25 protein-coding genes are annotated in these 24,885 nt (G+C 61.3%); 14 read left to right on the top strand and 11 right to left on the bottom strand.

Features of this window, described 5'->3' with window-relative positions:
- Positions 1-71: 71 nt before the first annotated feature.
- On the bottom strand, positions 72-950 hold the full coding sequence (locus R1T44_RS08905; RefSeq protein ID WP_317291878.1) for a LysR family transcriptional regulator: 879 nt from the start codon (positions 948-950) through the stop codon (positions 72-74).
- Positions 951-1,117: 167 nt separating this feature from the next.
- Here R1T44_RS08905 and R1T44_RS08900 point away from each other — a divergent pair, with 167 nt between their 5' ends.
- Positions 1,118-2,317, top strand: coding sequence for an oxidoreductase (locus R1T44_RS08900; RefSeq protein WP_043332199.1), 1,200 nt, complete (start codon positions 1,118-1,120; stop codon positions 2,315-2,317).
- A gap of 116 nt (positions 2,318-2,433) precedes the next feature.
- Here the strand turns inward: R1T44_RS08900 and arfA are convergent, their stop codons facing one another.
- A complete protein-coding gene (gene arfA, locus R1T44_RS08895; RefSeq protein WP_043332202.1) occupies positions 2,434-2,613 on the bottom strand; it encodes an alternative ribosome rescue factor ArfA in 180 nt (59 codons plus the stop codon).
- Between the two features lie 954 nt (positions 2,614-3,567).
- Between arfA and R1T44_RS08890 the strand changes: the two genes are divergently transcribed.
- Positions 3,568-4,977, top strand: coding sequence for an NAD(P)-binding domain-containing protein (locus R1T44_RS08890; RefSeq protein WP_043332205.1), 1,410 nt, complete (start codon positions 3,568-3,570; stop codon positions 4,975-4,977).
- Positions 4,978-5,235: 258 nt separating this feature from the next.
- On the opposite strand, the gene R1T44_RS08885 is transcribed toward R1T44_RS08890, so the two are convergent.
- The 5 genes from R1T44_RS08885 to R1T44_RS08865 all read right to left on the bottom strand — a co-directional run bounded on the left by R1T44_RS08885 (position 5,236) and on the right by R1T44_RS08865 (position 11,238).
- The gene (locus R1T44_RS08885; RefSeq protein ID WP_225347935.1) at positions 5,236-5,892 is read right to left on the bottom strand and encodes an HAD family hydrolase; all 657 of its coding nucleotides are present in this window, start codon (positions 5,890-5,892) and stop codon (positions 5,236-5,238) included.
- Entirely contained in the window at positions 5,889-6,821 is a 933-nt protein-coding gene (locus R1T44_RS08880; protein WP_317291877.1) for a phosphodiesterase, read from the bottom strand. Before R1T44_RS08880 ends, R1T44_RS08885 begins: the two co-directional genes overlap by 4 nt.
- Before the next feature lie 183 nt (positions 6,822-7,004).
- A complete protein-coding gene (locus tag R1T44_RS08875) occupies positions 7,005-7,172 on the bottom strand; it encodes a hypothetical protein (protein WP_153635554.1) in 168 nt (55 codons plus the stop codon).
- 125 nt (positions 7,173-7,297) lie between these two features.
- On the bottom strand, positions 7,298-8,656 hold the full coding sequence (locus tag R1T44_RS08870) for an ammonium transporter (protein WP_107335007.1): 1,359 nt from the start codon (positions 8,654-8,656) through the stop codon (positions 7,298-7,300).
- A 350-nt stretch (positions 8,657-9,006) separates the two neighbouring features.
- Positions 9,007-11,238, bottom strand: coding sequence for a DUF1989 domain-containing protein (locus tag R1T44_RS08865; protein WP_317292902.1), 2,232 nt, complete (start codon positions 11,236-11,238; stop codon positions 9,007-9,009).
- Between the two features lie 725 nt (positions 11,239-11,963).
- Between R1T44_RS08865 and R1T44_RS08860 the strand changes: the two genes are divergently transcribed.
- Positions 11,964-12,650: a histidine kinase gene (locus tag R1T44_RS08860; protein WP_317292901.1), complete on the top strand. Its 687-nt coding sequence runs from the start codon at positions 11,964-11,966 to the stop codon at positions 12,648-12,650.
- A 42-nt stretch (positions 12,651-12,692) separates the two neighbouring features.
- On the opposite strand, the gene R1T44_RS08855 is transcribed toward R1T44_RS08860, so the two are convergent.
- Genes R1T44_RS08855 through R1T44_RS08845 form a run of 3 tightly spaced genes read right to left on the bottom strand, consistent with a single transcriptional unit; the run spans position 12,693 to position 15,416 of the window.
- On the bottom strand, positions 12,693-13,982 hold the full coding sequence (locus tag R1T44_RS08855) for an ISL3-like element ISPpu12 family transposase (protein ID WP_285461985.1): 1,290 nt from the start codon (positions 13,980-13,982) through the stop codon (positions 12,693-12,695).
- Between the two features lie 21 nt (positions 13,983-14,003).
- Positions 14,004-14,516 (bottom strand): signal peptidase II, encoded by a 513-nt coding sequence (gene lspA / locus R1T44_RS08850; protein ID WP_110075549.1) that lies wholly within the window; start codon positions 14,514-14,516, stop codon positions 14,004-14,006.
- Positions 14,517-14,519: 3 nt separating this feature from the next.
- Positions 14,520-15,416, bottom strand: a complete 897-nt coding sequence (locus R1T44_RS08845; RefSeq protein WP_004364974.1) for a cation transporter — start codon at positions 15,414-15,416, stop codon at positions 14,520-14,522.
- A gap of 95 nt (positions 15,417-15,511) precedes the next feature.
- On the opposite strand from R1T44_RS08845, the gene cadR reads away from it, so the two are divergent.
- From cadR to R1T44_RS08800, 9 genes are all read left to right on the top strand, one after another.
- On the top strand, positions 15,512-15,919 hold the full coding sequence (cadR, locus tag R1T44_RS08840) for a Cd(II)/Pb(II)-responsive transcriptional regulator (protein WP_007148576.1): 408 nt from the start codon (positions 15,512-15,514) through the stop codon (positions 15,917-15,919).
- Between the two features lie 93 nt (positions 15,920-16,012).
- Complete coding sequence (locus tag R1T44_RS08835) at positions 16,013-16,414, top strand: sensor histidine kinase (RefSeq protein ID WP_043332223.1); 402 nt, start codon at positions 16,013-16,015, stop codon at positions 16,412-16,414.
- Positions 16,411-17,376, top strand: coding sequence for a response regulator transcription factor (locus R1T44_RS08830; protein WP_317292900.1), 966 nt, complete (start codon positions 16,411-16,413; stop codon positions 17,374-17,376). The genes R1T44_RS08835 and R1T44_RS08830 overlap by 4 nt, the downstream gene beginning before the upstream one ends.
- The gene (locus R1T44_RS08825; protein WP_317292899.1) at positions 17,373-18,260 is read left to right on the top strand and encodes a PAS domain-containing protein; all 888 of its coding nucleotides are present in this window, start codon (positions 17,373-17,375) and stop codon (positions 18,258-18,260) included. Before R1T44_RS08830 ends, R1T44_RS08825 begins: the two co-directional genes overlap by 4 nt.
- A gap of 175 nt (positions 18,261-18,435) precedes the next feature.
- Positions 18,436-19,845, top strand: coding sequence for an NAD(P)-binding domain-containing protein (locus tag R1T44_RS08820; RefSeq protein WP_052384367.1), 1,410 nt, complete (start codon positions 18,436-18,438; stop codon positions 19,843-19,845).
- Between the two features lie 189 nt (positions 19,846-20,034).
- Positions 20,035-20,487: a DMT family transporter gene (locus tag R1T44_RS08815; protein WP_084589279.1), complete on the top strand. Its 453-nt coding sequence runs from the start codon at positions 20,035-20,037 to the stop codon at positions 20,485-20,487.
- Positions 20,488-20,501: 14 nt separating this feature from the next.
- Complete coding sequence (locus tag R1T44_RS08810; RefSeq protein WP_043332225.1) at positions 20,502-20,822, top strand: DMT family transporter; 321 nt, start codon at positions 20,502-20,504, stop codon at positions 20,820-20,822.
- Positions 20,823-21,005: 183 nt separating this feature from the next.
- Positions 21,006-21,794: a CmcJ/NvfI family oxidoreductase gene (locus tag R1T44_RS08805; protein ID WP_156961859.1), complete on the top strand. Its 789-nt coding sequence runs from the start codon at positions 21,006-21,008 to the stop codon at positions 21,792-21,794.
- A 263-nt stretch (positions 21,795-22,057) separates the two neighbouring features.
- Positions 22,058-22,807, top strand: coding sequence for a 2OG-Fe(II) oxygenase family protein (locus R1T44_RS08800; RefSeq protein ID WP_225347925.1), 750 nt, complete (start codon positions 22,058-22,060; stop codon positions 22,805-22,807).
- Positions 22,808-22,949: 142 nt separating this feature from the next.
- Here the strand turns inward: R1T44_RS08800 and R1T44_RS08795 are convergent, their stop codons facing one another.
- The gene (locus tag R1T44_RS08795; protein ID WP_043332228.1) at positions 22,950-23,861 is read right to left on the bottom strand and encodes a LysR family transcriptional regulator; all 912 of its coding nucleotides are present in this window, start codon (positions 23,859-23,861) and stop codon (positions 22,950-22,952) included.
- 139 nt (positions 23,862-24,000) lie between these two features.
- Here R1T44_RS08795 and R1T44_RS08790 point away from each other — a divergent pair, with 139 nt between their 5' ends.
- Both R1T44_RS08790 and R1T44_RS08785 read left to right on the top strand, forming a co-directional pair.
- Entirely contained in the window at positions 24,001-24,459 is a 459-nt protein-coding gene (locus R1T44_RS08790; RefSeq protein WP_043332377.1) for a YeeE/YedE family protein, read from the top strand.
- On the top strand, positions 24,456-24,869 hold the full coding sequence (locus R1T44_RS08785; RefSeq protein ID WP_043332231.1) for a DUF6691 family protein: 414 nt from the start codon (positions 24,456-24,458) through the stop codon (positions 24,867-24,869). The genes R1T44_RS08790 and R1T44_RS08785 overlap by 4 nt, the downstream gene beginning before the upstream one ends.
- Positions 24,870-24,885 lie beyond the last annotated feature (16 nt).

Raw genomic sequence — 24,885 nt, 5'->3', positions numbered from 1 at the left:
CTCCTTGGGATAATATGTCATGTAATGACCTTGATGCTCACCAGATAAGTCATACCCTTAGCAAACGCCTCCTAGCCGGTTTCAAATCCCTCTATCAAGGCATCCATCAAAACCCTCACTCGCCGAGGAAGAATCTGCGTCTCCTGGCGGACGATGTAGATGCTGGTATCTGCGCCGTCCCCACGTATGTCTTCCAGCAGCGGGAGCAAGCGTCCAGAAGCCAGGTCATCGGCGATCAGGTAGTGCGGCAGACAGGCAATGCCGCGACTGCCCAGACAGGCGGCGTGCAGGGTTTCCAGAGAATTGGAGAGGAAGCCGCAACGCATGTCGGGCAGTGACTTGAGCCCCCAGGCGTTGAACCCGCCGGGAAGATTCAGGATCAGGCTGACATGCTCCGCCAGCTCCGGCACTGAGCGCGGCGTGCCGTGGCTTGCCAGATAGTCCGGTGATGCACAGATGACGCGATGATTGGTGGCCAACCGCCTGGCGATCAGGCCGAGCTCGGGCTGTGCGGTGCTGCGTATCGCCAGATCCATCCCTTCATGGACCAGGTCGACCACCGCGTCCGACAGCGTCAGGTCAACGATCACCTCGGGATAGCGCTCCATGAAGCGCAACAGCAGGGGCATCACCTGCAGCTTGCCCAATGCATTGGAACACGAGAGGCGAATGCGCCCCTTGAGCGCGCCGCTGCCTTCGGCGATCTCCTGTTCTACATTGCGCAGGCGCTCCTGCAACTCGCGCGTCTCCAGGGCATAAAGCTGCCCCGCTTCACTCAAGCGCATCTGCCGAGTGGAGCGAATCAACAACTGGGCACCAAGACGCTGCTCCAGCTGCGCGATGCGCTTGCTGATCGCGGAGTGGGTAATGCCAAGCTGGCGCGCCGCCCCGGTGAAGGTGCCGGCGTCGACGACGGCGTGAAAGATGTCGAGGTCCGTATGCGTTTTCATATGTTCCATTTGCTCACGGATACTGTGCGCGCACAACGGATTATCACCGTCCGAAAGGCATGTCACCCTGTCATCAGTTCCTGAAATGACAGATTTAGTGCCACATTGCTCGCCATATCCCTTGCCACATCTTTTACTTAACGCGCACCTAGAGAGACATCGCCACCATGACAGACCAGCCGACAGCCTCCGCCCTGTTCACCCCTTTCACGCTGCCAAGCGGCCGGGTGCTCGCCAACCGAATCGTCAAGGCTGCGATGTCGGATTCTCTCGGCGATGGCACGGGGCACCCCAGTGAGGCACAGCTGCGCCTTTACGAGCGCTGGGCAGAGGGTGGCGTGGCGGCGTCACTGGTCGGTGAGGTACAGCCTGATCACCACCATGCCGAGAAACCGGGCAATCTGGTGCTCAACGCGCAGTCGGATCTCGCAGCCTTCACGCAACTGGCCCAGCGCGGTCAACAGCACGGTGCAGACCTCTGGCTGCAGCTCGGCCACGCCGGTGCGATGGCCTACCCACCGACCAGCACGGCGCACGGCCCCAGTGCCCTGGATATTCCCGGGCTACGTTGCGAGGCCATGAGCCTTAAGGCCATCAAGGCATTGCCCGCGGCCATGGCAACGACGGCGCGCCTGGCCCGTGACGCCGGATTTGGCGGAGTACAGGTGCATGCGGCACACGGCTTCCTGCTCAGCCAGTTTCTGTCTCCCCTCTTCAATCAGCGCACGGATGACTACGGCGGTAACCTGGAGAACCGCATGCGGCTGATGAGGGAAGTGATCATTGCCGTGCGTGAGGCCGTCGGCCACGACTACCCGGTCATGGTGAAACTCAACTCCAGTGATCAACTGCAAGGCGGTTTCGAGGAGTCCGAAGCGTTGCAGGTGATAGCGGCACTCGATGAGTTGCCCATCGATCTGATCGACATCAGTGGCGGCACCTACTTCCCCGGCGCCAGCTCGGCGTCGGATGCCAGCGCCAGCGGCCCCTACTTCGTCGAATTCGCCAAGCGTGCACGCGAGGTAACGACCCTGCCCCTGATGGCAACCGGCGGCTTCAAGACACTCGCGCAGGCCGAAGACGCCGTGGCACAGGGCGCCGTCGACCTCGTCGGCCTGGCCCGACCACTGGCGCTGCACCCGTCACTGCCCGCCCTCTGGCAGGCCGGAGAATGCCCCGCGCCAGAATTCCCGCGTTTCAGCGCGCCGCCTGAAGGCGGGGTGACAGCCTGGTATACCCTGCGCCTGACCCAGCTGGGGGAGGATCGTGAGCATGAATCACTGGGCGAACTGGAGACGGTGCTGGCCGACTATGAAGCCCGCGACGCCACACGCGCCGAGACCTGGAATGCGCACTTCTCTAACTGAGTCGCTTTCAGTAGGACAGACGCAGAACGCCGCAGCGCTGACGCTGCGGCGTTCATGTTTCAGTCCCTTGCAGTGATGCATGTCAGGTCGTGGGAAACCGCACCAATGAAGCGTCTTCAGGCAGCGTTGTGCACACTGACTGAAGGCGCTTCACTGCCGCCCCTGTTTCCCTGCGACTTGCCCTGGCGCTGATAGCTGCCCTTGCCCTTGCGCGCCTTTACCACGCGTTGCTTGAACATCGGGGTACGCAGCGCCGCCTTGAGCGCGTTGTCTTGCACCTTGCGCTTGTGAGTCATGGTGTCTTCTCCTGTAGCTTCTCTATCGCCAGTCCAGTATACGCCCTTTCGGCATGCAGAGTGATCAACCTCCGCTTCCCCCCTCGTCGCTGGCCTGGTGAGTGAATAGCCCCGCGAATAGTTCTGCGAATAGCCCAGCAGATCCTCTAGCCCTCCCCACCAGCGAATCCTCCAGCAAATCCTCCAGCGAGGATCATTCGATAATCTGGCGCCCTTTTCCCTCCTGATCCCGTCTCTTTCTCCATTCACACAGCACTCACTATTGTGACACCCCTTTTCCATCCTCCTCACACCCCTATTTTACGCAAAATCACAAAATTACCAGCACCCACTTGCTTGACCAATAGATCATTTCAGCCCTCCACCCGCTTGACTCAGCATGCCTTGAATAGGCAGAAAATCATCCACCTTCGAATCGACATTGCAACACGGCAATCTTCTTTTCTTTCCACATGAAAAACAAGCCAGATAACGCCACGGAAAACCACCACCACAACATCAAAAATATACACGCAAATCAACAGTTTACAAAAAAATAACCCGAGCCATGAGTCGATAAATCGCATCCTTGCGCTTGGCCTTTCCAAAGTGACACAACCCGAAATAATCTTACCACTAAAGTCTAAACACCCTCGTGATCGTGTACACTTCATACACTCAGAATCAATGCCTCACATTTGAGATGGCGCATCATTTCTGCGAGGATGCCTCACGTTCCGCGAGCCGTAGATTGCTCTCAAGGCAAGAAAAATACGGCTTCCGTGTTCAGGTTCAGAGAAATGTCAGGTGGCCAGTCAACTGGATTCCTTACCTTTCCAGGCCACTCAAGCGCTGGATAATGCTCATTATTATCGCGCTCCACTACATAGGAAAAAGCACCTGGTCAACACGAGATCCCGCAACTCGTTGTTCACGGAACATGACGTCTCATTACAGTCTCAACAGGAAATACCCATGACAAAACGCATTGCGATCATTGGCGCAGGGCCGAGTGGCCTGGCACAGCTGCGCGCCTTTCAATCTGCCGCTGACAAGGGTATCGATATTCCCGAGATAGTCTGTTATGAAAAACAGAGTGACTGGGGTGGTCTGTGGAATTACAGCTGGCGCACCGGTCTCGATCAGAATGGTGAACCCGTCCACGGCAGCATGTATCGCTACCTGTGGTCCAACGGCCCCAAGGAATGTCTGGAGTTCGCGGATTATTCCTTCGAGGAGCACTTCGGCCATCCCATCGCCTCGTACCCGCCACGTGCGGTGGTCTTCGACTACATCAAGGGTCGGGTCGAGAAGGCAGGCGTGCGCAAGTACATCCGCTTCAACTGCCCGGTGCGCCACGTCAGCTTTGACGACACCCGCGAGCAGTTCACCGTCAGTGTCCATGACCTGCAGGCCGATGCGGTCGTTCAGGAGCAGTTTGATCACGTCATCGTGGCATCAGGTCACTTCTCGACCCCCAACGTGCCGGAATTCCCGGGGTTCTCGCAGTTCAATGGCCGTATTCTGCACGCTCATGACTTCCGCGACGCGCTGGAATTCAAGGGCAAGGACCTGCTATTGATCGGCAGCAGCTACTCTGCCGAAGATATCGGTTCACAGTGCTACAAGTATGGCGCTCGCAGCATCACCACCAGCTATCGCACCGCCCCGATGGGCTTTGCCTGGCCGGACAACTGGGAAGAGAAGCCGCTGTTGCTGAAAGTGGACCGCGACACGGCCTATTTCCGCGATGGCAGCAGCAAGAAGATCGATGCCATCATCCTGTGTACCGGCTACCTCCACCACTTCCCCTTCCTGGATGAGCCACTGCGCCTCAAGACGGGCAATCGCATGTGGCCGCTCGGTCTCTACAAGGGCGCTGCCTGGGAAGAGAATCCGCGCATGTTCTACCTCGGCATGCAGGACCAGTGGTACACCTTCAACATGTTCGACGCCCAGGCATGGTGGGTGCGTGACGTGATTCTCGGTGAGATCGCGCTGCCCAGCCGCGAGGCGATGCAGGCGGATAGTCAGGCATGGCGTGACAGGGAAGAGACACTGGACAGCGATGAATCAATGATCCTCTTCCAGGGTGATTACGTGAAGTCACTGATCTCGGAGACGGATTATCCGAGCTTCGATATCGACGGCGTCAATCGCACCTTCCTCGAGTGGGAGCACCACAAGCACGAGAACATCATGACCTTCCGTGACTACTCCTACCGCTCGCTGATGACCGGCACCATGGCCCCGCGCCATCACACGCCCTGGCTCGACGCGATGGATGATTCGCTGGAAGCCTTCCTGGCGCAGCCCGACAAGAGCGCCAGACAAGCAGGCGGCGAGACAGCCACCGCCGAGCAGCTCGCGACTGACGACGCCTGAGCAGGCCATCTCAGTCAGCAGCCGTCTGAGCGAGCAAGCCGTCTGAGACGACGAGCTGCGTGATCCTCCAGGCAACGATGCCGCCGAGTCATGACACGACTCGGCGGCATCGTTCTATCAATTCACACGTGCAACAGCTCACTCGTGCAGGAGCTCACACGTGCAGCAGCTCACACGTGCATGAGTGAACCAGTGCATGAATGAATCAGAGCAAGCGTGCGCAAAGGCCTGCGCCTTGCGGCCGGCCCTGCTCAGGCTCTATACCGCTTCGCGACTGTCGCTGCTTGGCAGATCGCAAAGTGATGTCAGCGCCTGCGGCTGCGCGATGACCCGCTCCGGCGCCATGCTGGCCAGTCGCTCGGGGCTCTGCCATCCCCAGCTGACCGCAGCGGCACGACACCCTGCCTCGTGCGCGGCGCGAATGTCGCTGACGGCGTCGCCCACCATCCAGCTGCGCTCCACCGCCACTTGCGGCGCTGCCAACAGACCCGCCAGCTTGGCCCCCTTGCTGCCCGCGATCTCGCCGCCCAGCACCTGTGACACGCAATCCGCCAGGCCGGCGGCGGCCAGCGTGGCACGAATCATCTCGCTGTGATTGGCCGACAGCACCATGACGTCGCCCTGCTCGGCGAGTGCCGACAAGGCCTCGCGCATGCCGGTGAAGACCGCCGGCGGCGCCGCCTGGCGGGTATAGGCAAAGACATGCGCGGCAAAGCGCGCGACGGCCTCGCCCGTGAAGCCCTGCACACGCGCCATCTCCTCGAAGGTCACGTTGTCCAGCGACTCCCAGCTGTCGCGTTCCAGCACGATCGTCCGCCCTTCCAGGTGCGCCGCATGCGCACAGGCCTTGAGACACAGTGTCAGGCTGTCGGCAATCACACCATCAAAATCAAAGACATATAACGCTTTGTTCATTCTTTTGCTGCCTCAGCTGCCTGCAAGGTATTGCTCAACGGCTCGCGCTCGCGAGTCGGAATCCGCTCATCGCGCTGCAGAGCGATCAATTCATCGAGCGCCTCCAGCGACTGGGCGGCCTCGAGCGTGTCGTGGAAGAAATAGCGGCGACTGTCATCCATGTAGAGGTGCAGGTGATTGACGATCTGCTCCTCGCCTATCATCAGCACGCCATAGGCCGGCGGCTCATGACTGCCTGCAAGACAATCCGCCGCGGAGACCAGATCCAGCCCGACCTGATGATTGACGCTCGGCAGGGTCGAGAACGAGAGCCCCCGCCAGACACCGCTGGCCGGACGATGCACATGCCCGAACAGCAAGTGCTCGACGTTGCCATGCCGCTGGATCACGTAATGCAGCGCCTGTGAATTCTGCAAGCGGATGTCATCCATGTAACGGATGCCGAGGGCCATGGGCGGATGATGCAGCGCCAGCAGGATACGGCGATCGTGATGCGCAGCCAGACAGGCATCCAGCCACGCCAGGCGGGACTCACACAGCAGACCGCCATGCTCCCCCGCGACCGCCGAATCGAGCATCACCAGCACGCAATCATCGGCGCCGGGGCCGAAGGCATGCGCATACTGCACGAAGCCTCCGTCATCACAGGGCAGCTCCGGGAAGGCGGCCTGCAGAGCCTCACGCGCATCGTGATTGCCCATGCCGAGGAAATACGGCATCGACAGTTCTTCCAGCACCTCACGCAGCGCCTGGAAGGCGGCCGGTTCACCGCGATCGGTCAGGTCACCGCTGATGATCACGCCCTGAGCATCGCCGTGGTGCAGATTGATATCGGCGACGGCAGCCGCCAGCCGTGCACGTGGGTCCAGCCCGTAAAGTCGCTTGTCAGGAGCGACCAGATGGGTGTCGGTCAGATGAATCAGTTTCATGCTATCGCGCGTTCCATGAGTGCCACCTTGAGGGGCCGCCATTATCAAGCTCTCAGGTGACGACTGCGTGACGCACGCCACACTCTCTTCGCGCAAAGCCAATCGGGTGCAATGGCACCTATCAAAAACGCCGCAGCGCTGAGCGCTGCGGCGTTTGATATGCCGGTCTTGATGCCCGGAGGGTCACGGCGTCTTCTTGCTCTCGAAGGACGCTTTCTCGTGGCGCAGGATGTTGGCGCTCAGCGCAATGCAGACGCCAGCGGCAACCAGCAGGCACACCGCCACGGCACCAGAGTTGCTGAAGAAGAAGGCGTAGTTGCCAGCGTGTACCACAGTATCGACAGTTTCCATTGCAAGACTCCTTGCGAAAGCGGATATCGGTTGGGTCTACCAGTACTGCAATAACGGGGCCAGTCAGCGCTTATCTCGACAGACCGGCCCCTTCAGGATGTGCGCCGGGGCTCAGCTACCAGGGCTCAGCTGATGTCCGGGCGCTTGTCCATCGGCGCCGCGACCACCCCACCGGAACGTGCCGGCACGCTGGAGCTCGTCTCGGAGGACAGGCTTTCCGGATAGGCCTTGGCCGGGACTTCGAACAGGTCCAGCCCCAGTACCTCGACATGCGGCGGCACGCGCAGCAGGTTGAACTTCTTGAGCAGATAGGCCACGCCCCAGCCCGGAATGAAGCCCGTCAGTGCCATCACCACCGCGCCGGTCAGCTGGCCGGTGAAGGAAACGTCCGGCACGCCTTCGCCGACATTCGGGAAGCCGGCCGCGAAGATGCCCACCAGTACCACGCCGTAGAAGCCGCAGAAGCCATGCACCGCGAAGGCGCCGACGGAGTCATCCAGGCCACGCTTCTCGAGCAGTGCGCCGATCTTCGGCATCAGGGCGCCACCGGTGACCGCCAGCACGAAGGCCAGCCCCGGGTTGTAGAGATCCAGTCCCGCCGCGACGGTGATGATGCCGCCCAGCGCACCGGACATGGTCCAGAAGGGATCACGCGAGGACAGATAGGCACCGATCACGCCACCACCGAAGCCCATCAGGGTATTGAAGGCGAAGGCAGAAAGGTTGGTGCGATTGCCGTAGATGGTGGTCCAGCCGATGTCACCGGTGTTGAAGATGATGCAGCCACCGAGGAAGCCGAAGAAACCGACGATGATCAGCATCAGGCCGATCAACGTCATCGGCATGTTGTGCGGCGCGATCACCTGCGGCTTGCCATCGTCACTGTACTTGCCGATGCGCGCGCCCAGATTGAGCAGCACGCCCAGCGCGAAGAAGCCGGCCACGGCGTGCACCACACCGGCGGCGCCGACATCGTGGTAGCCCAGCTTGTGCAGCATCCAGCCATCCGGATGCCAGCCCCAGGCGCCCGCCATGATCCAGACACCGGCACCGAGAATCACCGCCAGAATCAGGAAGGCCCCCAGGCGGATGCGTTCGATCACCGCCCCCGAGAGGATGGAGCCGGTGGTCGCGCCGAACAGGGCAAAGGCGGCGAAGAAGATGCCGGTGCCCATGTCATCGGCGTCCGGACGCATGCTCGCGCTCCACGGCAGAGCGGCGGACGCCTCGATGGGGATCAGCCCGTTGGGGAAGGCGTTGTAGATCCACCAGCCCACGAAGTAGAAGGCGGGGATGATCGAGGCCAGCGTCAGCACGTTCTTCATGCCGGATGCCAAGGCATTCTTGGAACGTGAGGCACCGATCTCATAGGCCAGGAAGCCTGCATGGATCAGGAACATGATGGCGGTACACCACCAATAGAACACCTCGATGTTCATCGCCTGATGCATATCCAATATGCTTTGCAACGTCTTTTCATCCATCGTCTTTTCTCCTTTACCGGAGCCTGTGGATCAGCGCGCTTCACTGTGCAAGCGGCACTGCCCGTCCGGGGGTTGTTGTTGTTTTTCAAGGGGACCTGCTGGATAAAGCAAGCGACATGCCAGATGACCCTGATTGGCCACCCTCAGCAATTCGTTGTTTTTACTGCATCATTCTTGAAACCGAGGACTCCTCTTCAGATATGAAGCCCATGAAGCCTTCCCTGCGAGGAGGATGGGCGTTATTGAGGCATGCCGGCCACGGCATGCACCGTGAGATGACTTGCAGGGCGCTGCATATGCGCAAGTCATTGCTCGCGACTCATCTCTCATGCCCCCGCCTTGCAGTGAGATCAGCTACGTACCTTGAGGCGCTCCGGGTCATGGAAGGGCAATGTCACCACCTCGGCGGCGAGGCGCTTCTGATGGCCATCCAGCTGGCCGATCTCAAGCTGGGTTCCCGGGCTTGCGAAGTCCGGTGCCAGGCGGCACATCGCGATGGAGCGATCGAGCAGCGGCGACTGGGTGGCACTGGTGACCACGCCCACCGGATAGCGGCCGTGGTAGACGAGGTCGCCATGGCTGACCAGCTCGCTGCTGTGCATCTTCAGCCCCATCACGCGGTGGCGTGATTCCGGTGTCTCGCGTTGCAGCGCCGCCCTCCCGACGAAATCATCCTCCTTGCTCTTCATCGGCACGGTGAAGCCGATACCCGCCTCATAGGGGGAAGTCTGCGGACAGAATTCATGGCCGGCGAAGATCAACCCTGCCTCGATTCTCAGCATGTCCAGGGCATCCAGCCCCAGCGGCGCGATGCCATGGGGCTCACCCGCCGCCCAGATCGCTTCCCATACGGCTGGGGCACCCTTGGGATGACACCAGACTTCATAGCCGAGCTCACCGGTATAGCCAGTGCGCGACACCATCAGCGGGATGCCATCCGGCCCCGACAGACGACCGATCATGAAGCGGAACCAGCCCAGCGTTTCCACCTCAGGCTGGGTGCGCGCATTCCAGATCAACGGCGCCAGCACCTCACGACTCTTCGGCCCCTGCAGCGCGATGTTGTGCAGCTGATGGGTGGAGTCACGCACCGTGACGCGATAGCCCTGGCGCGCAGCGAGATCTCGCAGCCACTGGCCGCTGGCCGGGTCACCACAGATCCAGCGGAAGGTCTGCTCGCCCATGCGGAACAAGGTGCCGTCATCGAGCATGCCGCCGGTTTCCTGACACATGGCCGAGTACACCACCTCGCCGATGGAGAGCCGTCGCACATTGCGGGTCAATGCGTATTGCAGCAGGCGTTCGGCATCGGGACCGGCGACCTCGAACTTGCGCAGCGCCGAGAGATCCATCATCGCGACCCGCTCGCGGCAGGCCAGATATTCGGCCCGCGCGCCCCACCCTTCGTAATGCGTGGCCAGCCAGTAGCCGTGGTAGTCGATGAACTGCTTGGTCAAGGCGGAGGTGCAGGGATGAAAGGCGGTGGGCAGTGTCATGCGCGGCAATTCCTCGGGCCGATTGCGATAGGCGATCCCACGGGGGAAATCATGTTCAGCGGCGTAGATGCGCACCTGGATATCGGTCGGCACCCAGCCATTGGCGGCGTCGATGTCATCCGGACAGGCCGATGAGGCGCAGATGAGGTCACGGTCGGCGCGCAGCAGCACATAGTCGCCGGGGCGCGACCAGGGCTCATCCACCGCCAGGGTGCCGCAGGGCTCTGCATAGGCATTGAAGAAGAAGTTGATCGCCGGCCAGCTGGCACGCTGTTGAATGCCATGCGACGCCGACAGGGCGTTATTGAAGTTGATCGTGCAGCTATCGTGGCCGAAGTAGCCGTGGTGTTCGTAATACTGCGGCGAACAGGCGAGCATGAAGCTGTCATGGCGCCCCACCGTGTCCTGCACGACCTCAAGCATCGGATGCAGGTGCTGATCGAAGAACACGGAGTAGAGCCCCGGGTTGGGCATGCAGTGGCCGGACAGGCTGCGCGTGGCGCCGGCGTCCAGCCCCAGCTCTTCCTCTTGCGCCCAGGCATTGGCATCGAAGGCCACGAAATCGGAGCACTGGCGGCCCGCCACATCGATGATCTGGATCCACTCGCCCTGCTTGACCTCATAGACCTCGACCGTGCCCGCCGCGACTCGCCGCTCCTGCTTGATCGACGCCAGGGGGACGGGTAACTGCTCCTGATCGGGCACGCTCTGAAAGTGCGCGACCTCAAGCTCGGTGGCCAGATGCTCACCATCGATCGACATGTCATCACCGGGGGCCAACAGAATCAGGCGCGCGGCAGGCGCTTCCAGCGGCCAGCGAATCTCGGCCGGCAACCCGGCCACTGACAAGCGCTGCCACTGCGACAGTGGCACCTGCGCGACTCCCAGCGCTGCCAGACGCTGCTGGGTGAACGGGCTTCGCACCTGCTCGGCCTTACCCTCTTCTGCCCCTTGTGGCTGGCTGGCAAAGGCATGTTCTTCCAGACAGGTGATGCTGGCGTAGCGCGCGAGTGTCAGTCCATCGACTGCGTTTGCAAGCTCTCCAGCTTCTGCCTCTGCAACTTCTGCCCCTCCAGCTTGTGCCACCCCGTGCCACCCCGTGCTCTCCCTCCCGGCCCCCTGGCGGCAATAACAGCCACTCGCAGGCCTGGGCACCATCGACGGATGACACCTGCACGCTGTCCCCCGGCGACAGCTCAAGCGCCAGCGCATCCAGCCCGGGTATTCGATAACGATACGGCTGGCACGGCGTGGCAGCGGGTATCTCGACTGCAAGCTCCATCGTGGTGATACCTCTTGTGGTCATGGCAAGTGGGTCCGGCGTTGCACGCGTGATGGGGGGAAGCAGCTCCCCGATGTGCCTGGATGGTGCATATCCCCTTCTGCGACGCACCACGTTCTTCATGGTGAATTAAATTTACTCACAGTGGAGATCGCGACAATCCATCAAGAGAGGTACCCATGAAGGGGTAAGCCGTTCACTGGCATGAAGCTTGCTCATCAAGCTTGCTGACGCGACATCGCAAGCCCGAAGAAAGAACCCCGAAGCAGGAAGTAGAGAGAGGAGCTCGCATGCAAGTCATTCTCGGCGCAGGGAAGGAAGGCAAGGTGCCTGCTGCACGAACGGCGGCCGCCCTGGTTGATGTACGCCGAGCCGACGACCCACTGCACTCCTCCCCCGGCGACGCGAGACGCCCAAGCTCGACGCCATCACCCTGCGCATCGCCACCTGCGCTGACCTCACGGAGACGCTGCCATCATTGCTGGGAGAGCTGCTGCGAGAGCTTTGGGGGGAACTTCAGGGAGAGAGGATGGGCCTCTTCAGCCAGCAGATTGCCGGCACTCAGGCTTGCTCACGTCCTGTCGAGAGCTGCGTGCTGCATCGCGGGGTCGATCAGCAACGCCATGAGGTGATCGCGCCGACTGGCCTCGCCCTGCCCGCAAAGACGCGTCAGACCCTGCTGGAGATCGTCAGCCAGATTGCTCACGACGCGCACGTCAGCCGTCAGCCGCTAGCTGTCTCGGGCAAGCCCCACGGGGTATTGATCGCCCTCACGCACACCACTGACAGCCAGGCGACAGGCGATGACTGGTTGTGGCTTGGAGAGCCGGCCGCCGAAGCCCTCGAATCGAGGCTCGCGAGCGCCGCCATCGATGCCCTGAGCCGTGGCCTGGCACTGCATCAGCAGCAACAGGCGCGTCACGCTGAAGACAGGAAGGCAGCGGTGGATCAGGCACTGAAGAACGAACGTCGACATCTGGCGGCGGAACTGCACGACACCCTCGCCCAGGAATTGAGTTATCTGCAGATGCAGAGCGCACGCCTGACTCGCGCCGCTCGTCATGCGCCACAGGAAGTGCAGGCACTGGCCGAGGACGTGCATACCCAGTCCCGGCGCGCCTTGCGCCAGACCCGGGAGCTGATCAACGGCGCGCACGCCACCTGGGGAGACGCGCCGCTGGCCTGTGTGCTGGACAACTTGGGTATACGGATTTAATGGTTGATGGGGCACCTTCACCCCATCAATCTGATACCACCCTCAGATGGTTGATAGATCGACTCCGTAGTTGAGTTCCTCTGCGAAGTCCGGCAGTCCGTAACCGATGGTTTTCTTGTAGAAAGGAGAGACCTTCGCAGTCGGTGCCTTCTTCTTGTGCTTCGTGGTGTAGAGCATTCGTGCCCGCATCACCTCGAAGGAGTAACCGCGCCCTTCACGGTTCTTGTCCTTGGCCAGTCGGTTGATGGACTCCGTGTAAGCGTTGGTGACGGGCATGTCCGTCTCGAAGTAGGTCATGGTCTCTTCGCGCCAGTTTCCCACTGCCCTGACCAGATCGCTCCAGACTTCCTTTTGGCCCTTCGGGATGGTGGCTATCCACTCGTCCAGGGCGGCTTCTGCCTGGAGCCGTGTGGTGGCGTCCCAGATGCCGTAGAAGCGCTCCTTGTGCTCGTAGGCGGCCAGCAGTTGCGGGAACGCGCCTGTCCAGGTCTCCATGATGAGGCGCTCCCGGTCTGAGACTTCGTGAGCGCGTTTCAGCAGGATTTTCCGGTCTCCCTTGAGAGTCCGGCTCTGGGACGGTTTCAGCTCCTTTCTGAGGCCCTTGCGCACTCTCTCTAGGGCATCGTTGGCCATGCGCACCACATGGAACTTATCGACCACGATACGGGCCTGGGGCAGCACAGCCTTGACCGCTGCCCGGTAGGGGTTCCACATGTCCATGCTGACGATCTCGACCTTCTGCCGGTCTTTCAGCTTCATCAGGTAGTTGGTCACCACGTCCTGGCGGCGGGTGGCCAGCAGGTCGAGCAGGGTTCGCTCCTCAATGTTGGTCAGAATGCAGCGGTAGCGCTTGTTCAGGTATAGCTCGTCAATGCCCAGGATGCGGGGCGTCTCGAAGCGGTGCCAGCGCCCCAGGAACTCGGCGCGGGCGTTGAAGATGTCGCGCACCGTCTTCTCGTCCAGGCCGGTCTGTGCCGCCACAAAGGTGTAGGGGTGGTTGAAGGATTCCTTCTCCACGTACTCATGCAGCCGCAGTGTCATACGGAATCCGTCCACCATCTCCGGTAGCTGGGGCCTGAATGTTGTCTTGCAGGCCCGGCAGGTGTATCGGCGGCGGACCACCCAGAGAGTGACCCGCTTGCCGTGGATGGGCAGATCACGATAGGGAACGTCACGCTTGCCGAACCGTACGAACTCACCCTGCACGCCGCATTCCTCGCAGGCGATGGGATCGGGCACGTCCACCTGGAAGTGCATTTTGTCGTCGGTTGATTTGCAGCCCAGTACTTGGTATTGCGGCAGGTGAAGGATGTTGTCGGGAAGTTCGGTCATGGTGTTGTATAGGCGTAGGTGTCAGTCAGATCCATCCGACTCGGCATTGGTGTTTGCTTTTTTACCCAACAAGCTGCTGGAAACGAAAAGTAAGGCACCGAGGACAATTGCAATATCAGCCAGGTTGAAGGCCGGCCAATGCCAGTCTCGCCAATAGAAATCAAAGGAATCCACAACATAGCCGCGAAAGACCCGGTCAATCAGGTTGCCCATGGCGCCACCGAGGATAAGACTGTAAGCGATGGCTTCTCCTTTATGACGATTTTCAAGGATCAGGTTGATCAGAAAAATCGAGACCACTACCGCGATTCCGATAAAAAAGTAGCGCTGCCAGCCTCCACCATTCGCAAAAAGACTGAATGCGGCACCGGTGTTCCATAGGTGCACCCAGTTAAAGAACGGGGTCACCGAAACATACTCGCCATAGGCCATTGATTGCTGCACCAGCCACTTTACAGCCTGATCAGACGCTGCCAGCAGGCCCGATATGGACAATAGGGCATACGGCGAGAGCTTTTTGCCAATAATGAGCATTATTTAACCCTTCAACGCCAAAATGCGTCTGGCACCGTTAAGTACAATGCCCCCCGCGATGGTGCCGATAATCAGATCCGGATAATTGGAACCGGTCCACGCGACCAGGGCGCCGGCGGTGATGACCCCCAGGTTGATCACCACGTCGTTGGCCGAGAATATCCAGCTTGCCTTCATGTGCGCCCCGCCTTCCCGATGTTTGGATATGAGCAGCAGACAACTGGTATTGGCAATCAATGCGACGAATGCGATAGCCATCATCACCAGCGATTCAGGCTCACTACCGAATACAAAGCGTCTCACCACCTCTACGAGCACGCCCACAGCCAAGATCAGTTGCAGTACACCAGCAAGATGCGCGGCACGTACCTGCATTTTCACGCTATGTCCAACCGCATAAAGGGCAAGCCCGTACACCGCCGCATCGGCAAAATTGTCCAGGGATTCTCCAATCAGGCCGGTGGACCGGGCGATCAGACCGGCAGTCATTTCCACCACGAACAGAAGTGCATTGATGCCGAGCAACCAGCGCAGGGTCCCGGATTCTTGCTTAGCAGAAGCTGCCGAAAACTCGGCGGCCTTGATGGTCTCCGGATTTGCAGCGACGGTTTCCTGAAGCGAGGCGCCTAGCCCCAAGGTCTTCAGTTTCGAGGTGACGGGCTCGACCTCGCCGTCATGCACGACCTTCAGCCGGCGGTTCGACAAGTCGAAGGACAGCGCCCGAATCTCCTCAAAGCCGTTCAGGGCTAGGCGAATCATTCGTTCTTCTGATGGACAGTCCATCTTCGGCACGGCATAAACACTGACCCATCTCCCTGGCGCCTCGGAGGAGGCCTGTATATCGGTATCCGCTGCGGACGTTGCATCACCGCCACAGGCGCCACCACAGGATTTGCTCATGATACGACTCCACTTGAACAATGTTGTGGTACCATTTAAAACTATAAAGCTACTATAAGGTCAATAGAGTAAAGAATCCGTTGGGGAGGAGGCTGATGCGCATTGGTCAGTTGGCGCAGTTGGTAGGGGTCGAAACACAGACGATCCGCTTCTATGAACAGCAGGGCTTGTTGCCGCCGCCTGATCGGCAGGACAACGGTTACCGTGTCTATACCGAGAAGCATGGTGAGGGGCTGGCCTTCATCCGTCGCTGCAGAATCCTGGGCCTGTCACTGGCTGAGATTCACGAACTACAGAGCTATCAGGACGACCCTCATCAGCCTTGTACCGCCGTCAACACCTTGCTCGATGATCACATCTCTCATGTGCGGTCGCAGATAACCGCTCTGCAAGCGCTTGAGAAACAACTCGTTTCACTGAGAGCGAGTTGCAACGATGACCGGGAAGTTGAGGCGTGTGGGGTTCTTGCTGGAATTAGCGAAGGAAACATGCACCAGCAGTAGGTGAAGCATCAACCAGATAATCCGATGAGATGCCGGTCTGTCTCACTCTCATGCAAAGGTAAGATCAACCATTTAATCCGCTTACCCGACAACTTGATCGAGGAATTCGAGACACGCTCAGGCATGGTGTTCGAGCTCGACAACCGCATCCAGTCGCTGCACCTCCCCGATGCCCAGGCCCTGCAGGTGATGTTCATCGTGCGCGAAGCGATGACCAACAGCGTGCGCCATGCTCGAGCCCCCCACCTGCGCCTGCAATTGCTCTATCAGTCTTCAGGGCCTCATCAATCTTCAGGGCCTCAGCCAGCGGAGCGGGTGTTGCTGACCATCGAGGACAACGGCTGCGGCTTTGACCCCGCCGACGTCGCCCCCGCCCATTTCGGGCTGGGCATCATGCAGGATCGCGCACGCCAGCTCGGGGCCGACTTCGCCATCACCCAACCCCGCCATGGCGGTACCCGCGTGACACTGAGCTGGGAGCGCCACGACACATGACCGTGACTCGCCAGATGCCCTCGACACACCAGACACCCTCGACACCCCCGACACGAGTCGTGCTCGTCGACGACCATCCGCTGTTTCGGCGTGGGCTGGCTGAGCTTTTGAGTGAAGGTGGCCTGTTCGAGGTCGTGGCCGACTTCGATGACGGCACCGATCTGCTCGACGCCCTGCCCACCCTGGCCCCGGAGCTGGTGATCGTCGACTGGCAGATGCCGCAGCTCGATGGCCTGACCCTGATGCGCCATCTCAAGCAGCGTGATGCCACTCTCAAGGTAGTGCTGCTGACCGCCTCCGATGACAGCCGCCACCTGTTGGATGCCATCCAGCAAGGGGCGGATGGCTACCTGATGAAGGACACCGACCCCGAACGCATTCTCGAGCGCCTGCAGGCCGTGATCGACGGCAAGCTGGGGCTGGAGGAAGAGACCTTGCTGCTGCTCGCCCGGCGTCTGCAGCAGGACCACCGCCAGCGCGAACAACACTCGCAAGCACAGACACATAAACAGCAGCATAAACAGGAGCAGGAGCAGACTGAGGCGCTGCCAGCTGTGGCGAATCCCCCTGCTGGCCCCACGCTCGACGGGGCCGCCGCTCTCGACCGACCCACGACACCTGACTGGCCCACGGCAGCTGACTGGCCCAAGGCACCTGACTGGCCCACGGCACCTGAATGGTACGAAGGCCTGACCGAGCGTGAACGCGATACCCTCAAATGGATCGGGCGCGGCCTCAGCAACAAGCTGATTGCCCGCGAGCTGGGCATCAGTGACAGCACGGTGAAGGTCTACGTCAAGAATCTGCTGCGCAAGCTGAACCTGCATTCGCGACTGGAGCTGGCCGCCTGGGTCTACGCTCACCCGCTGACGCCCGCGAGCGATGCCAGCCGAGCGCTCGCCGAGGACGCGACAGGCGCCGAACAGGATACGACCCGGGCCAAAAAGGAGAGCCTGCGATGATGCGCTTTCTCGAACAGTTCGCCTCCGCCTCGATTGCCTCGCCCGCCTCGACTGCCTCGACTGCCTCGCCCTTCAGCGCACAGGCGATTCTCGATGGGCTGAGTGATGCCGTGCTGGTGGTGAATGCCGACAGTACGCTGCTGTATGCCTCGCGCGGCTGGCAGTCCCTGAGCGGACACGAATCGCGCGACCCACGGGAAGACATGCCACCCGCCACTCGAGCGGACGGGCACGGCACGGCAGCGCAGCGCCTGCGCGATGCCCTGCACCCCGCGGATCAATCGCGCTGGGACATGCTCGCCCGCCACGTTTCGCGCCGCGAACGCCCTGACTGCTGGCGATTGCGCATCATGGGGGCGGACCACCACTATCGCTGGTGTGAAGTGCGCAGCCAGTCGCTCTCGCTGGCCTCGCCCTGGCCCGCCACGCTCACCCTGCATGACATCAGCGAGCGCGTGCAGCAGGAGCAGATCGACGCCGCCAACCTGCGCAGCCTGACACGGCTGATCAAGGGGCTGCCCGCGATGGTCTATCGCGCGCGCAACAACCGCCACTGGTCGATGGAATACATCAGTGACGGCTGCCTGGCCATCACCGGCCTCAGCCCCCAGCAACTGCTCGACCATCCCTCCCTCACCTACGGCGAGATGATCCATCCCGAAGATGCCGACCGCGTGTGGGATCAGGTGCAGGCAGCCCTTGAGGCCCGCACTCCCTTCACCCTTGCCTACCGCATTCGCCATCGCAAAGGCGAGGTCATCCGGGTGCAGGAAAAGGGCCATGGCATCTATTCACAGGATGGCACGCCCTTGGCGGTGGAGGGCATCATCTTCGCCGTCGACACCTCGGATATTCCAGGCGTACCGCCATCGACTGACGCATGAAATGAGACATGAACTGAGACATGAACTGATGTACCCCTTTATGGCTACCCTTTCCGAGCAATGTGCAGCCGGAGCACATCTCGCTAGCCTGTTTCGTTGTCAGTGTTTCACGACGTCACCACGTCCTGAAGCCTCGGATAACGCATGAAGACACAACAAGAACAGGAAGGTATCCATGACCCAACGTATCGCGATCATCGGTGCAGGACCCAGTGGCCTGGCTCAATTGCGTGCCTTTCAATCCGCCGCCGACAAGGGCATCGAGATTCCCGAGATTGTCTGTTACGAAAAGCAGGATGACTGGGGCGGTCTGTGGAATTACAGCTGGCGTACCGGACTGGATGCCCACGGCGAGCCGGTCCACGGCAGCATGTATCGCTACCTGTGGTCGAATGGCCCCAAGGAATGTCTCGAATTCGCCGACTACTCCTTTGAAGAACATTTCGGGCGCCCTATCGCCTCCTATCCGCCGCGCGCGGTGCTGTTCGACTACATCAAGGGTCGCGTCGAGAAGGCCGGCGTGCGCAAGTACATCCGCTTCGGTTGCCCGGTGCGCCAGGTCACCTTCGATGATGCCAGCCAGCAATTCACGGTCAGCGTGCATGACCAGGCGCTCGATCTGGTGACCAGCGAAAGATTCGATCACGTCATCGTGGCCTCCGGGCATTTCTCGACGCCTAATGTGCCGGAATTCCCCGGTTTCTCGAGCTTCAATGGCCGCATTCTGCATGCCCATGACTTCCGTGATGCACTGGAATTCAAGGGCAAGGACCTGCTGTTGCTCGGCAGCAGCTATTCCGCCGAGGACATCGGCTCGCAGTGCTACAAGTATGGTGCGCGCAGCATCACCACCAGCTATCGCACCGCCCCGATGGGCTTCAAATGGCCGGACAACTGGGAAGAGAAGCCGCTGCTGGTGAAGGTCGATCGCGATACCGCCTATTTCAGTGACGGCAGACACAAGCGCGTCGATGCCATCATCCTGTGCACCGGCTATCTGCACCACTTCCCGTTCCTCGAGGAGTCGCTGCGCCTCAAGACCCAGAACCGCATGTGGCCGCGGGGGCTCTACAAGGGGGTGGCGTGGGAAGAGAATCCGCGCCTGTTCTATCTCGGCATGCAGGACCAGTGGTACACCTTCAACATGTTCGATGCCCAGGCCTGGTGGGTGCGTGATGCGATTCTCGGCACCCTGCCCCTGCCGTCATTGGACGCGATGCGTGCAGACAGTCTGGCGTGGCGGGCCCGCGAGGAAACGCTGGAAAGTGATGAGGACATGATTCTCTTCCAGGGCGATTACGTGAAATCGCTGATCGAGGAGACCGACTACCCGAGCTTCGATATCGATGGCGTGAATCGTACCTTCCTGGAATGGGAGCATCACAAGCACGAGAACATCATGACCTTCCGCGATCACGGCTATCGCTCCTTGATGACCGGCACTCTGGCGCCCAGGCATCACACGCCGTGGCTGGAGGCGATGGATGACTCGCTGGAAGCCTATCTGGCCCAGCCGGCCGAGGCCGCGACACCATCCGATGCGGAATCAGACATTCAGGCGACGACCACGCCGCTGGCCTCCTGACGCTCCTGGTCACCAGGGCTCGTGTTCAAAGGGGCTCTTGTTCAAAGGAGCTCTGGCCAAACAAGGCTGCGCCAACGACTTGCCAGGCAGCAGGTGGAGGGACAACAGGCGGAGGGGCTCCCTCCGCCTTTTCCTGCATCAAAACATCAACAAAAACTCATATAGACTGGTATTGGTTGTTGGATATTGATGAAACGCAGGTCTCTCACAGGTAATGAAACGCCGTATTTCTCGACACCCCACAAGGACACCCCACAAGGACACCCGATCACCATGCGCATCACGCTCTACTTCCTGATCTCGACCCTGTGCGAAATCGGCTGGGCCACGGGCCTGAAAGTCGCCGACAGTCCGCTGGAATGGGCACTGACGGTGCTGCTGGTCATCATCAGCCTGAGTCTGGTCACCCAGATCGCCAAGACACTGCCCGCCAGCACCACCTACGCCATCTTCGTCGGCCTGGGCACGGTGGGGACGGTGGTGGCTGACCTGCTGTTCTTCGATCTCGAATTCCAGTGGTCCACGCTGGGCTTCGTGGTGCTGATGCTGATCGGCATCATCGTGCTCAAGACGGCCCCCAGCGCGCCTGCCGACAAGCAGCCTCGCGCGAGTGCCACACCGCAGACCACCCTCAGTGAATGACCAGGAGTGACGTCATGGATTGGGTCTATCTGATCGCCGCCGGCTGCTGTGAAGTCGTCGGCGTCACCGGTTTCAACCAGTACGCCAATCAGCACCGCCGCATGGGCGTGTTGCTGGTCGCGCTGGGCTTCAGCTCCTCCTTGAGCCTGCTGTATCTGGCCATGGACACCATCAGTCTGGGTATCGCCTATGCCGTGTTCTCCGGCATCGGGACCGTGGTCAGCGCCATCATCGGCGTGCTGTTCTGGCGCGAGCACTTCTCGTTTCGCCGCATGGCCTGCATCGGCGTCATCGTGCTGTCCATCGCTGGTCTGCACCTGTCCGGCGGGCATTGAGCGTCGGTCGGCGCTTGATTATTGCCATATGTGCAATAACCAATTGCCGACAGGCGCCTTTTTCTGCCCGCGCCAGTGCACTAGCCTCGTGAACCAGCCTCCTGGACTCGGCACCGCAGGCACCCGCCTGAGTGCCTGTCCTGCGGCATCCTCTGACAACCCATCGTGAAGGAGGTCTCGTTCATGTCAGCGCCCGTCCCTACCCGCATGGCGTTCGTCAATTATCAGCTCGACCGCCCGGAAGGCCTGCAGATCAAGGTGGACCCGAACGGCGAGACCGGTCGCCGTATCGAGCCGGAGCATGACCGCCGCGGTGTCAGGCTGCAGGACCTGCGCGCCACACCGCCCAGCTTCGCCTGCCAGGGGCTGCTGTTTCTCGACACGCCCGAACTTGCCGTCGATGTGCGCGATGCCAAGGTGCGCGATCGCCTGCACACACCGGCCATCGAGGCATTGCTCAAGCAGCAGCTCGGCGTCAGTGAGGTGCAGGTGTTCGACCACACCCTGCGCGGCTTCGAGGGTGAGCGCGTGCCGGCGCAGCATGTGCATGTCGACTACTCGCCGCGCTCTGGACCGCAGCGCGTGCGCGATCTGCTCCCGCCCGAGCAGGCGGAGCAGTGGCTGAGCGGCCACTACGGCATCGTCAATGTCTGGCAGCCGGTCGAGCAGGCCGTCGCACGTGACCCGCTGGCCTTCGCCGATACCCAGAGCGTGCAACACGAGGACTGGGTCAACATCGACATCCTCTATCCGGACCGCTGCGGCCAGATCCAGGGCCTCGTGCACAATCCGGCTCACCGCTGGTACTTCGCCTCACAGATGCGCCCCGACGAAGCCATCGTCTTCAATGCCTTCGACAGCGCCGGCAAGCCGCCGGTCGCGCATACCGCGGCCGAGCTGCTCGATACGCCCGACGATGCGCCGACACGCACCAGTCTCGAGACGCGGGTATTGGTCCGCTATCCCGACTGAGGTGTCACGGCCGCTGGTTGATAACGGCTGGTCGGTGGCGGCTGGTTGAAAATGACTGGTTGGTGGCGGCTGAGCGCCGCGGTCGAGATGGCAGACACCTGGCCCATCCGGGTTGCTGCCCCTCGCCCGCCCCTCGCCCGACCTTATCGGCACTCGCCACCAGATGACCGTCGCCCAGGCCTCCCTCCTTGCAGGCCTGGCGGCCACCGCTTGGCGGCCACCAGATTCTCGTCTCACATTCTTCGTCATTCAGGAGCTTTGCCATGAGCTTGTCTTTCCATGTCGTCCGCCACGAACGCGGCTTCTCTCCCACGCCCCTGCCCATCTGGACCGACAACGGCGACGTGTCTGATCTCTTCGAGGCCGACGCGGCGCCAGAGGTGGTCCGTCAGGAAGTCGAGGGTGTCCCGGGTGCCTTCCAGCTGCTCAATGTGCTGACACCCGCCGAGGCCGACAACTTCGTCGCCGCCCTGGAGGAAATGGGCTTCGAGGAAGATGCGCCCGTCTCCCTGCCGCGTTCGGTACGCCACAACCACAACGTCAACTGGGTCGTCAGTGAAGCGGTCGATCAGGTCATCTGGCAGCGTTCGGCGCCGCTGGTGACCGAGCAGATCCAGGGCGAAGGCGCCAAGGGCATCAATGCGCGCTTTCGCGTCTATCGCTACGAGGCCGGCGACTTCTTCAAGCCGCACACCGATGGTGCCTGGCCGGGCAGTCGCGTCATCAATGGCGAGATCGTCCAGGACGCCTATCCGGGCCTGATGAGCCAGTACACCTTCCTCATCTTCCTCAGCGATGGTTATACCGGCGGGCGCACCGAGTTTCTGGTCAGCCGTCGCGACCCCGGCAAGCCGGCCCAGTCGCAGGATGATATCCAGAAGGTATCGGTCTCCACGCCCAAGGGTGGCGTACTGTGCTTCCCGCATGGCTCGCACCCGCAGCACTGCGTGCATGCCAGCGAGCCGATCCGCGACGGTGCCAAGTACATCATCCGCAGCGATATCCTCTATTGATGGCTGCCTGATGAGCAGTGGCCAGGCACCGCTTGGTAGATGCTGCTTGGTAAGTAGCCAGCGCGCAGCCTGAAAACACGAAGGGCCCGATCTCTCGAGACCGGGCCCTTCGTGTTTTCCTGCGTGTCGTTCACAGGGCTTGTCAGCAGGACAGCCGCTCGCGGCGGGCGAGCAGGAAGTCGACCCAGGCACGTACGCGCGGGTTGTGCTGATTCTCGCGCGCGAAGACGACGTGGATACCGGTGTCGAAATCCGATGAAGTGACTTGAAAGTCCTCCAGCACCGGCAGCAGGCGGCCACTTGCCAGCTCTTCCCTAATCGCCCAGAGCGGCTGCACCACCACGCCGGCGCCCCCCAGAGCTGCCTGGGTGAGAATGTCGGCGTTGTTGGTGCGCAGCGCGCGGGCGCGCACCGAGATGCGATGCTCCCGATCGCCTTGCACCAGCCGCCAGTGATGATTGGCGGTGGTATAGCTGAAGGTCAGCAGACGGTGCTGCTCCAGGTCCTGTGGCTGATGGATAGACGGCTGGGCGGCGAGGTAGGACGGCGCGGCAGCCAGCACGAAGCGCTGATCACTGATATGGCGCGCGATCAGGCTCGAATCTTCCAGATGGCCGATGCGCAGGGCCACGTCGAAGTGGTCCTCGACCAGGTCCACCCGCTGGTCGCTGCTGACGATATCCAGCGCCACCTCGGGATAGCACTGCATGAACTCGCTCACCAGCGGCGCCAGATAGAGGCGCGAATAGCGCCACGGCACCGAGATGCGCAGCGGCCCCGCGACCCGCTCACTCAGCGTCTCCAGCTCATCCTCCAGCTGGTCCACCTCGGCCAGAATGGCGCGAAAGCGGATCAGGGCGCGCTCGCCGGCCGGCGACAGCCGTACATGGCGCGTGGTGCGCACCAGCAGCGGCTCGCCCAGCTGGCGCTCCAGATGATTGACGTGACGCGTCGCCGTGGAACTGGCGATATCCAGCTCCCGCGCCGCCACGTTGAAGCTCTGATGCTCCGCCACCTTGAGAAAGGTGCGCAGGCGTTGGGTCAGTTCGTTCATGGTGCTCCTGCTGTGCCCTCCATCGAAAGGTCGGCGTCCTTGTCGTACAGCCAAGCGGCCAGACAACCGGTTGGCGCTCGCCAGCCACGAGCATATCATCGACGCACCGCAGGATGACCGCGACACGAGGATGAACGACATGGACATGATAAGCAGCATGAAAGGACTCGCCGGTGGCGTCCTGATCGGTCTCTCGGCAGTGATGCTGATGGCCTTGCTGGGACGTATCGCCGGTATCAGTGGCATCACGCGCGGTGCGCTGCTGGAATCAGGCCAGGACCGCCGCTGGCGTCTCGCCTTCGTGCTCGGGTTGATCAGCGGCCCGCTGCTGCTTTTGCTGCTCAATCTTGACTGGGGCAATGTGGCCGCAAGCACGGATGCGCTGATCGGCAATCCCGCCAGCGGGGTGCTGAGCATGATGTTCGCCGGTCTGCTGGTAGGTATCGGAACAGGCATCGGCGGCGGCTGTACCAGTGGTCATGGTGTCTGCGGTATCGCGCGTCTCTCCCCCCGCTCGCTGGTGGCTACGGTGGTGTTCGTGACTGTGGCCATGCTGACGGTGTTCGTGAGCCAACATCTGCTGGGGGAGTCACCATGAAAACGGTCATCGGCTTTCTCACCGGGCTGGTCTTCAGCCTCGGGCTGACACTCAGCGGCATGACCGACCCCGCACGTGTGGTCGGCTTTCTCGACGTGGCCGGAGACTGGGACCCCACGCTGATCTTCGTGCTGGGCGGTGCCGTCATCACCACCTTCCTCGGCTATCGACTCGTCTGGCGGCGTGGCACTCCCCTGCTGGGCGAGCGCTTCCAACTGCCCACGCGCCGCGATATCGATGGCCGCCTGCTGCTCGGCGCGGCGCTGTTCGGTATCGGCTGGGGGCTGAGCGGCTACTGCCCCGGGCCTGCCATCGTCTCCAGCAGCGCCATGAGTCTGCCATTGGCGGGCTTTCTGGTGACGATGCTACTGGGCTGGTGGCTGGCCACCCGCCTGACGCGCAATAGCTGATCTGATAACCCCGCCT

The organism is Cobetia amphilecti, from assembly GCF_032923285.1.
Taxonomy (GTDB): domain Bacteria; phylum Pseudomonadota; class Gammaproteobacteria; order Pseudomonadales; family Halomonadaceae; genus Cobetia; species Cobetia amphilecti.
Note: the sequence above shows the minus strand (reverse complement) of the source record. Positions and strands in the feature narration are given on the sequence as shown.

Coding starts and splice junctions, on each gene's coding strand:
- R1T44_RS08905 (WP_317291878.1), bottom strand. CDS start 950: ATGAAAACGCATACGGACCTCGACATCTTTCACGCCGTCGTCGACGCC.
- R1T44_RS08900 (WP_043332199.1), top strand. CDS start 1,118: ATGACAGACCAGCCGACAGCCTCCGCCCTGTTCACCCCTTTCACGCTG.
- arfA (WP_043332202.1), bottom strand. CDS start 2,613: ATGACTCACAAGCGCAAGGTGCAAGACAACGCGCTCAAGGCGGCGCTG.
- R1T44_RS08890 (WP_043332205.1), top strand. CDS start 3,568: ATGACAAAACGCATTGCGATCATTGGCGCAGGGCCGAGTGGCCTGGCA.
- R1T44_RS08885 (WP_225347935.1), bottom strand. CDS start 5,892: ATGAACAAAGCGTTATATGTCTTTGATTTTGATGGTGTGATTGCCGAC.
- R1T44_RS08880 (WP_317291877.1), bottom strand. CDS start 6,821: ATGAAACTGATTCATCTGACCGACACCCATCTGGTCGCTCCTGACAAG.
- R1T44_RS08875 (WP_153635554.1), bottom strand. CDS start 7,172: ATGGAAACTGTCGATACTGTGGTACACGCTGGCAACTACGCCTTCTTC.
- R1T44_RS08870 (WP_107335007.1), bottom strand. CDS start 8,656: ATGGATGAAAAGACGTTGCAAAGCATATTGGATATGCATCAGGCGATG.
- R1T44_RS08860 (WP_317292901.1), top strand. CDS start 11,964: ATGGGCCTCTTCAGCCAGCAGATTGCCGGCACTCAGGCTTGCTCACGT.
- R1T44_RS08855 (WP_285461985.1), bottom strand. CDS start 13,982: ATGACCGAACTTCCCGACAACATCCTTCACCTGCCGCAATACCAAGTA.
- lspA (WP_110075549.1), bottom strand. CDS start 14,516: ATGCTCATTATTGGCAAAAAGCTCTCGCCGTATGCCCTATTGTCCATA.
- R1T44_RS08845 (WP_004364974.1), bottom strand. CDS start 15,416: ATGAGCAAATCCTGTGGTGGCGCCTGTGGCGGTGATGCAACGTCCGCA.
- cadR (WP_007148576.1), top strand. CDS start 15,512: ATGCGCATTGGTCAGTTGGCGCAGTTGGTAGGGGTCGAAACACAGACG.
- R1T44_RS08830 (WP_317292900.1), top strand. CDS start 16,411: ATGACCGTGACTCGCCAGATGCCCTCGACACACCAGACACCCTCGACA.
- R1T44_RS08825 (WP_317292899.1), top strand. CDS start 17,373: ATGATGCGCTTTCTCGAACAGTTCGCCTCCGCCTCGATTGCCTCGCCC.
- R1T44_RS08820 (WP_052384367.1), top strand. CDS start 18,436: ATGACCCAACGTATCGCGATCATCGGTGCAGGACCCAGTGGCCTGGCT.
- R1T44_RS08815 (WP_084589279.1), top strand. CDS start 20,035: ATGAAACGCAGGTCTCTCACAGGTAATGAAACGCCGTATTTCTCGACA.
- R1T44_RS08810 (WP_043332225.1), top strand. CDS start 20,502: ATGGATTGGGTCTATCTGATCGCCGCCGGCTGCTGTGAAGTCGTCGGC.
- R1T44_RS08805 (WP_156961859.1), top strand. CDS start 21,006: ATGTCAGCGCCCGTCCCTACCCGCATGGCGTTCGTCAATTATCAGCTC.
- R1T44_RS08800 (WP_225347925.1), top strand. CDS start 22,058: ATGAGCTTGTCTTTCCATGTCGTCCGCCACGAACGCGGCTTCTCTCCC.
- R1T44_RS08795 (WP_043332228.1), bottom strand. CDS start 23,861: ATGAACGAACTGACCCAACGCCTGCGCACCTTTCTCAAGGTGGCGGAG.
- R1T44_RS08790 (WP_043332377.1), top strand. CDS start 24,001: ATGGACATGATAAGCAGCATGAAAGGACTCGCCGGTGGCGTCCTGATC.
- R1T44_RS08785 (WP_043332231.1), top strand. CDS start 24,456: ATGAAAACGGTCATCGGCTTTCTCACCGGGCTGGTCTTCAGCCTCGGG.